Below are 6430 nucleotides of genomic sequence, written 5' to 3'. Positions count from 1 at the left end.
AAGCGGCATCGATGCCGAAGCCGGGCAGGCGCTGCATCGCGGCATGCGCTATGCTCAAATGACGCGGCGCTCCAACAGCCGTCAATTCGCGCAGGCCAGCACCAGCAGCGCTGCTCTGCCCGCCGCAAACGACGAGGTTGCTATAGAGCTGGTTGTGCGTGATTCGGAAAGCAGTGTGGTGGGCGCAATCAAATCCGCACAATTGTTGCTGGGCGATCCCAGCATCGTCGCGATTATCGGCGAGTATGAAAATTCGGCAAGCAGCGCCATTGCCGCGCTGGCGCAGGAAAAAGGCATTCCGATTCTCGTGCCGGTTTCCACGGCCAATGGTATTACCTCGTTGGGCGAGTATGTTTTTCAAATGAATGCCAATCGTGAGATGAAAGGCCGCGCGCTGGCGGAATATGCCGTACGCTACCTCAATTGTCGCCGCTTCGCGACCTTTGCGCCGCAAGATGAATATGGCCAGCAAATGACTGATGGCCTGAGCGCGGCGGTTGACAGCCTGGGTGGACAAATCGTCACACAAAAATGGTATTATGAAGGTACGGAAGATTATGGCAAGCAATTTAAAGGAATTCGCGCTGCCGCATTCGGGCTAGACCAGGCTGACACGCTCAACCTCAGTCCGGGCGCTCGTTCCATGAAGGGCATTCGCAGTGCAAGCGTAGTGGAAGAAGTGGCGACGCCGGTTACCAGCATTCACGCGCTCTTTTTGCCGTTGTATCACGAAGACATTACGTTGATTGCGCCTCAACGCGCTTATTACAACATTCAAGGCGCGCTGTTGGGCGGCGATGATTGGCAATGGATTGCCACCGAACGCATGCGCGAGTTGCGGCCTTACATTGACGGCGCCGTTTTTCCCAGCGATTACTTCGTCGATTGGCAAAGCGAGCGCGGCCGGCAATTTCGCATTGCTTATCGCAAAATGATGGGCGCGACTCCCGACCGTTTCGATGTGATGGGCTACGATGCCGCGAATCTCATGATGCAATGCCTCGAACGCGGGAGCCGCAAGCCCGACCAAATTCGCGAGGCGCTTGCACAGGTGGACGGTTATCCCGGCATGAAAGGCGAAATCAGCTTCAAAAACTCTCATCGCGTCAACCGGGGCGTCAATATTTTGCAAATATTGAACGCCGAAATCAAACGGGTAAAATAGCAAGTTGGCGAAGTGGTCGGACTTGGACCCATCAAGCTCAAAGTTCGATGAACATCATAGCGTCCAAGCCAGGTTGCACTTGTGATTCATATCAATAAACATCTCTGAACATTCAGAAAAGGAGAGCTGTAAAATGATGCGTCGTTTTCTGTGTGCTGTATGCCTTGTGGGGCTTGGGTTTGGTATGGTTCAGGCACAAGACAAAGCCGAAGATGTCAATCTCTTTCAAACGTTCTTTCAGGACGCGACCATAACTAAGACTCCCTTTGGAGAAGGCCTTTTCCAATTCTCGGATTATGATAATGCCTCGAGTATTGATTTGGCCGTGCAGGCGGGCCTTCCCATTACCCCACAATTTCAATTGTCCGGGGGATTGGGCTTTCGCAACATTTCGATCGATGTGCCTGCCGGTGTCAACATCGACAACAGTTCTTCCGGCATCACAGATATGTTGATTTCCGGGCGCTATAATGTTGTGCAAGGGCCAACGCCGATTACCATCGGTGGCTTGATCACATTGCCGATCGGTAGTGAAGATATTGGCGAGAGTTCATTCGATTTCAGCGGCTTCGGCTCGTTGCGGCATGCCTTGCAGGGCGGCGTCGTGCTCACCAGCACGGTGGCGCTTGAATTTATTGAAACCGGCCCGAATCGTGACACCAGCTTGCTGCTCGCCGGCGGCGTAATTTATCCCACTCAAAATAATTTAAATTTGATCGGCGAGCTTAATATTCGCACGGAGGGCGACTATATTCTGCTTTCCGGCGGCGTGGATTATCTCTTGTCGAGCGGCGGCCGGTTGCGCGGCGGACTCGGCTTGGGCCTGGATGACGGAGCGCCCAATTTCCAGTTGCGCGCCGGTTATTTGTTGGGCTTTTGATTGGTATGGTGCAAGGGCGAGTCATTGACTCGCCCTTTTTGTTATAACGGAAAATTGCTTGCAATCCTGCGGAACGGCTGCTATATTTGTCGCCGGCGCTGTGAGAACAAACGACAAGAGACTTGGCCCGCCGCTTTTGCTCGACTTTTATTCATGAAATTTGCGGAATTCCACAACTCGGTGCGCAAGGGTGACTTCAAACGGATTTATTATTTCTCCGGTGAAGAAACCGGTTTAATCGATCAAGGCGTGAATCTGCTGGTGAGCAAACTCGTCACGCCGGAAATGCGCGATTTCAATTTCGACTCTCTTTATGGCAGCGATGTCTCGGCGAATAAAGTGCTGGATATCGCTTCTTCATATCCGATGATGGCGCGGCATCGCGTATTGCTCGTGCGTGATGTCCATAAAATGTCGCCTAACGATCTTCTTACACTTGCCGAATATGCCAAAAAGCCCTGCCCGACCACTTATCTCATTCTCACCCAACGTGAAAAAGGCTCGAAGAAAAAAGGCCTGGAAGCGTTGAGCAAGGGTTCCGGCTTTGTCGATTGCCGGCCGTTGTACGACAATCAAATTGTGCCCTGGTTGCAGGAGTATGTCAGCAGCCTCGGCCTGAGCATAGCCCCGGAAGCAGCGCAGTGGCTCGCCACGGAAGTTGGCAGCTCGCTGCAAGCGTTGCGCAGTGAAATTGATAAAATTCAACTCTACATTGGGAGTGAACGCCAGATCACTCTTCAACATGTGCAAGAAGTCGCGGGCTTCAGGCGGGAGTTTTCCATCTTTTCGCTGCAAGATGCGCTGGGCGAAAAAAATTTAGTTTCGGCCTTACGCATCGTGGAAGCACTGGTGGAAAATTCGAGTACCGGCGCGATTATCAGCGGTCTCGCGCGCTATTTTGGACAATTGTATGTGGCGCAGGCGCTCACCCGGCGCCAGGATTTGAATACGCTCGCGCAAAAAATCGGTGTTCACAGTTTTTTTGCGGAACGGCTGCAGCGGGATGCCAAGTCTTATGCGAGCGCCGAAATCTTCAATGCGCTCGAGGTTTTGCGGCACACGGATTATCTTGGAAAGAGCCAGGGCCTCTCCGAGCTTCTGCTGCTGCGCTTGATGATCATCGCGATCATCAAGAACTTGCCGGCGCAAAGCCTGCCGTTTCCGCGGCGCTCCGCAAACGAATGATTTGAAACGTAGAATTATCCATTCGCTGGAAAGCGAAGTTGGCGATATGACTAGTGGCTTGGGAGTGGGTTTGCTTTCATCTTTGTCGATGCCGGTCTGCAAGGATATAACAAGCCACAAGCCCTCTCGAGGGAAGGAAGATGAATGGAGGATCGTCCCAAAAGAACCGAGGCCAAGCCCACGGATGAGGATCTGATCGAGCGTTTTCAGCAGGGGGAGTTGGCGGCCTACGAGGAAATTGTCAGACGCTATAAAGATCAACTGTTGAATTTCGTATTTCGCTTTCTGAACAATCAGGAAGAAGCGGAAGATGTGGTGCAAGAGACGTTTTTGCGAGTCTATCGCAATCGTTTCGCGTACACGCGCGTCGCAAAATTTTCGACGTGGATTTACACCATCGCCGGCAACCTCGCCCGCACCGAGTTGCGCCGGCGCAAACGCCGCCGTTTTTTTTCGCTGTCCGATATGGGCTTGGAGGATCGCGATTATGAAATTTCGGACGAGGTGTTTAATCCTGAGACACACGTCGACAGCACACTGGGAGAGGAAATCATCCAACGCGAGATCAGCAAGCTCTCGCCCAAGTTTCGCGAGGTGATTATTTTGCGGGATGTGCAGGAACTTTCATACGAAGAGATCAGTAAGATTATCCGGGTTCCGATTGGCACGGTTAAATCGCGCGTCAATCGCGCCCGGCTTCGCCTGCAAAACCGCCTCAAGAAAATATTGGATCAGCGTCAATAATCCAGCCCTCACTTTTTTCAAAAGGAGTGCCTTGTACCATTTGTTACAATGAAGGCCATGTATGAACACTTGCGAAAGGTTTTCTGAGTTATTCTCGGATTACATCGAGAATTTCCTGCCCGCCTCTTCCAAACAACAAGTCGAATCACACCTATCTGCTTGCGCCGATTGTCACGACACGGTTGCCCGCCTCGATGATTTGCGCAGCCATTTGAAAAGCCTGAAGCATATTCAGGCCTCTGATGATTTTGAGGCCATTCTACGGGCGCGCATCAAGCTTGACCAACGTGCACGCCGCTCTTCCGTTTCGGCGAAGCGGCGAACCCGGCCAATGCGCATGGCAAGCTATTCGGTAATCGCCGCCGTGATCGTGATGTCATTCGGTTACTTGCTCTGGCGCAACGAAACGGATATTCAAGCAGCCACGCCGGCCAGCACCTCTCAAATGCAGACCCCGGTTGCTGCCAGCCTCACGCTAAATCCCGCGTCCTTTTCCGCCAAAATTCTTTACCCTCTCGATCGCATTGCCCCCACGCAATTGTCCCATCAGAATCGCAAACCGCAAGATGTGCCAAGTACCAGCGCGATGCCGGACACATCGCAACCGGCGCCGCTGCCGCTAAGGGGCGCCGCACAGCAAGGACAATTCATCACAGTTTCATCATTCTAACGGTGCTTGGTCGTGGAGCCAACTTTTAGATCTTTCCGATTGCGCTCTGCGAGCCGGCGCCAATCGGATAAACGCAACAAAAAATCCGAACAGAAAACAAATACCGCGTGGCGCGTGTTGCGAGGAGTAGCCTTGCTGTTGTTGGTGCAAGCGAATGCGGCTCTGCCACAGGGCTTGTTGTCGGCGATGGAACGCGAGATTGCCGACATCGTCAAATCCGTGAAACCCTCCGTTGTAACCGTGAGGGCGCTGAAAGTGTCTGCCGGCAGCGGCGCCGGCGGATTATTGGGAATCTTCGGTGATCGCCGTTCACGGGAGCAAGAAATCATTGTGGGTAGCGGCTTGCTGGTCAGCAGCGATGGTTTTGTTCTCACCAAAGAATCTGTCGTGCGCAACGCTGACCGCATTGAAGTTGACATCGCAGATGATGCGACCTATCCCGCGGAGCTGGTAACGGCCGATTCCATCAACGGCCCTGCCGTTTTAAAAATTCATGTGAATGGATTGCGCCCCGCGCGCATTGGGATCGCGAGCGATCTTGACGCCGGATCTTGGGTCACGGTAATCGGCAATGCCTTGGGTGTGCCGCAGGCCGTGTCGGTGGGCATCGTGAGCGCAATTCCATCCGAGGGCGGCATGCAAATTTCGGCAAATGTCGATCCCGGCAGCAATGGCTCACCGGTTTTTGATACCAAAGGCCACGCCGTCGGTATGATTGCCGGACGTGTTGGCATCGCGCAAAGCGAGATTCATAACGGTGGACTTTTTACGAATACCGCGCTGGCCTATTCATTGAGTGAATTTTTGCCCTTTGTGCGTTCTGTAGCAAAAAAGTACTACGATTCACACGGCTGGCTGGGTGTAACGGTTGTCGCTGATGGCAAAGATGCCGCGCCCCGTATTTTGACGATCGTCGAAGGCGGCCCGGCGCACAAGGCCGGCTTACAGGTGGGTGATATCATCAAGAAATTCGGCGCGCACACGGTTGATTCTCACACCTTGTTAAGTGAATTGGTTTGTCAAGCCAAACCTGACGAAGATGTTCTGATCGTGATCTCGCGCCTCGACCAGGAAATCAATATGAACGTTCGTCTCGGCCCGAAAATACCTTTGGCATTGACGGAGTTAAAAACGTGGGGCACGACAAGCCCTCCGGATGAAAACGAAATGCAGATCCAAAAGGAACAACTCACGCCGGAACCGAAATGGTTGCATCATCGCATCAATGCCCTCGAGAAAGAGCTGCGCGTGCTTAAAAGCCTGTATCAAAAGCAGTAGCGCGCAGGCGGTGTTGCCTCGTCACTAAAAAGAGAAAGATAACCTTTGATCCTCGCACGCGTCATTGGTACTGTTTGGGCGACTCGCAAAGACGAGCGCCTGCAAGGCCTGAAATTGCAAATTGTCCGGCCCGTGAGTCTTGATCTGAAAGATCGTGAAGGTTTTTTTGTGGCGGTGGACGCGGTCGGCGCCGGTGTGGGCGAAGTCGTGCTGGTCGTGCAAGGCAGCTCGGCGCGGCAAACCGCAGCCACCGAGAACAAAGCAGTCGATGCCACCATTATGGCCATCGTTGACAAACTGGATGTTGCCTGATGTTCCTCGCACGCGTCATCGGCACGATTTGGGCCACGCAAAAAGATGAGAGCCTGATCGGCACGAAAATGCAAATCATTCAACCCATTGACCGCTTCGCGGCGGCAAAAGGCTCGCCTCTCATCGCCATTGACACGGTGGGCGCCGGCCCGGGCGAAACCGTCTTTTACGTCACCGCGCGCGAGGCCACCATTCC

8 protein-coding genes are annotated in these 6430 nt (G+C 53.3%); all 8 read left to right on the top strand.

The features are described from left to right. On the top strand, positions 1-1165 hold a 1165-nt coding region (locus FBQ85_24960; protein ID MDL1878383.1), incomplete at its 5' end, for a hypothetical protein. Between the two features lie 133 nt (positions 1166-1298). Beyond that, the gene (locus FBQ85_24955) at positions 1299-2045 is read left to right on the top strand and encodes a hypothetical protein (GenBank protein ID MDL1878382.1); all 747 of its coding nucleotides are present in this window, start codon (positions 1299-1301) and stop codon (positions 2043-2045) included. A gap of 153 nt (positions 2046-2198) precedes the next feature. Further along, on the top strand, positions 2199-3230 hold the full coding sequence (gene holA, locus FBQ85_24950; protein ID MDL1878381.1) for a DNA polymerase III subunit delta: 1032 nt from the start codon (positions 2199-2201) through the stop codon (positions 3228-3230). Between the two features lie 144 nt (positions 3231-3374). After that, positions 3375-3974 (top strand): sigma-70 family RNA polymerase sigma factor, encoded by a 600-nt coding sequence (locus tag FBQ85_24945; protein MDL1878380.1) that lies wholly within the window; start codon positions 3375-3377, stop codon positions 3972-3974. Positions 3975-4035: 61 nt separating this feature from the next. Beyond that, a complete protein-coding gene (locus FBQ85_24940; GenBank protein MDL1878379.1) occupies positions 4036-4644 on the top strand; it encodes a hypothetical protein in 609 nt (202 codons plus the stop codon). Positions 4645-4758: 114 nt separating this feature from the next. Beyond that, complete coding sequence (locus FBQ85_24935) at positions 4759-5922, top strand: PDZ domain-containing protein (protein ID MDL1878378.1); 1164 nt, start codon at positions 4759-4761, stop codon at positions 5920-5922. A gap of 45 nt (positions 5923-5967) precedes the next feature. After that, complete coding sequence (locus tag FBQ85_24930) at positions 5968-6234, top strand: ethanolamine utilization protein EutN (GenBank protein ID MDL1878377.1); 267 nt, start codon at positions 5968-5970, stop codon at positions 6232-6234. Then, a partial coding sequence (locus FBQ85_24925; protein ID MDL1878376.1) for an ethanolamine utilization protein EutN occupies positions 6234-6430 on the top strand: 197 nt, incomplete at its 3' end. The genes FBQ85_24930 and FBQ85_24925, both read left to right, overlap by 1 nt.

This window comes from Cytophagia bacterium CHB2 (assembly GCA_030263535.1).
In the GTDB taxonomy this organism is placed as follows: Bacteria; Zhuqueibacterota; Zhuqueibacteria; order Zhuqueibacterales; family Zhuqueibacteraceae; genus Coneutiohabitans.
This window is presented reverse-complemented; position numbering and strand designations above follow the sequence as displayed.

What these genes read in the sequence shown, in the direction of transcription:
- FBQ85_24955 (MDL1878382.1), top strand. Translation starts at nt 1,299, where the DNA reads ATGATGCGTCGTTTTCTGTGTGCTGTATGCCTTGTGGGGCTTGGGTTT.
- holA (MDL1878381.1), top strand. Translation starts at nt 2,199, where the DNA reads ATGAAATTTGCGGAATTCCACAACTCGGTGCGCAAGGGTGACTTCAAA.
- FBQ85_24945 (MDL1878380.1), top strand. Translation starts at nt 3,375, where the DNA reads ATGGAGGATCGTCCCAAAAGAACCGAGGCCAAGCCCACGGATGAGGAT.
- FBQ85_24940 (MDL1878379.1), top strand. Translation starts at nt 4,036, where the DNA reads ATGAACACTTGCGAAAGGTTTTCTGAGTTATTCTCGGATTACATCGAG.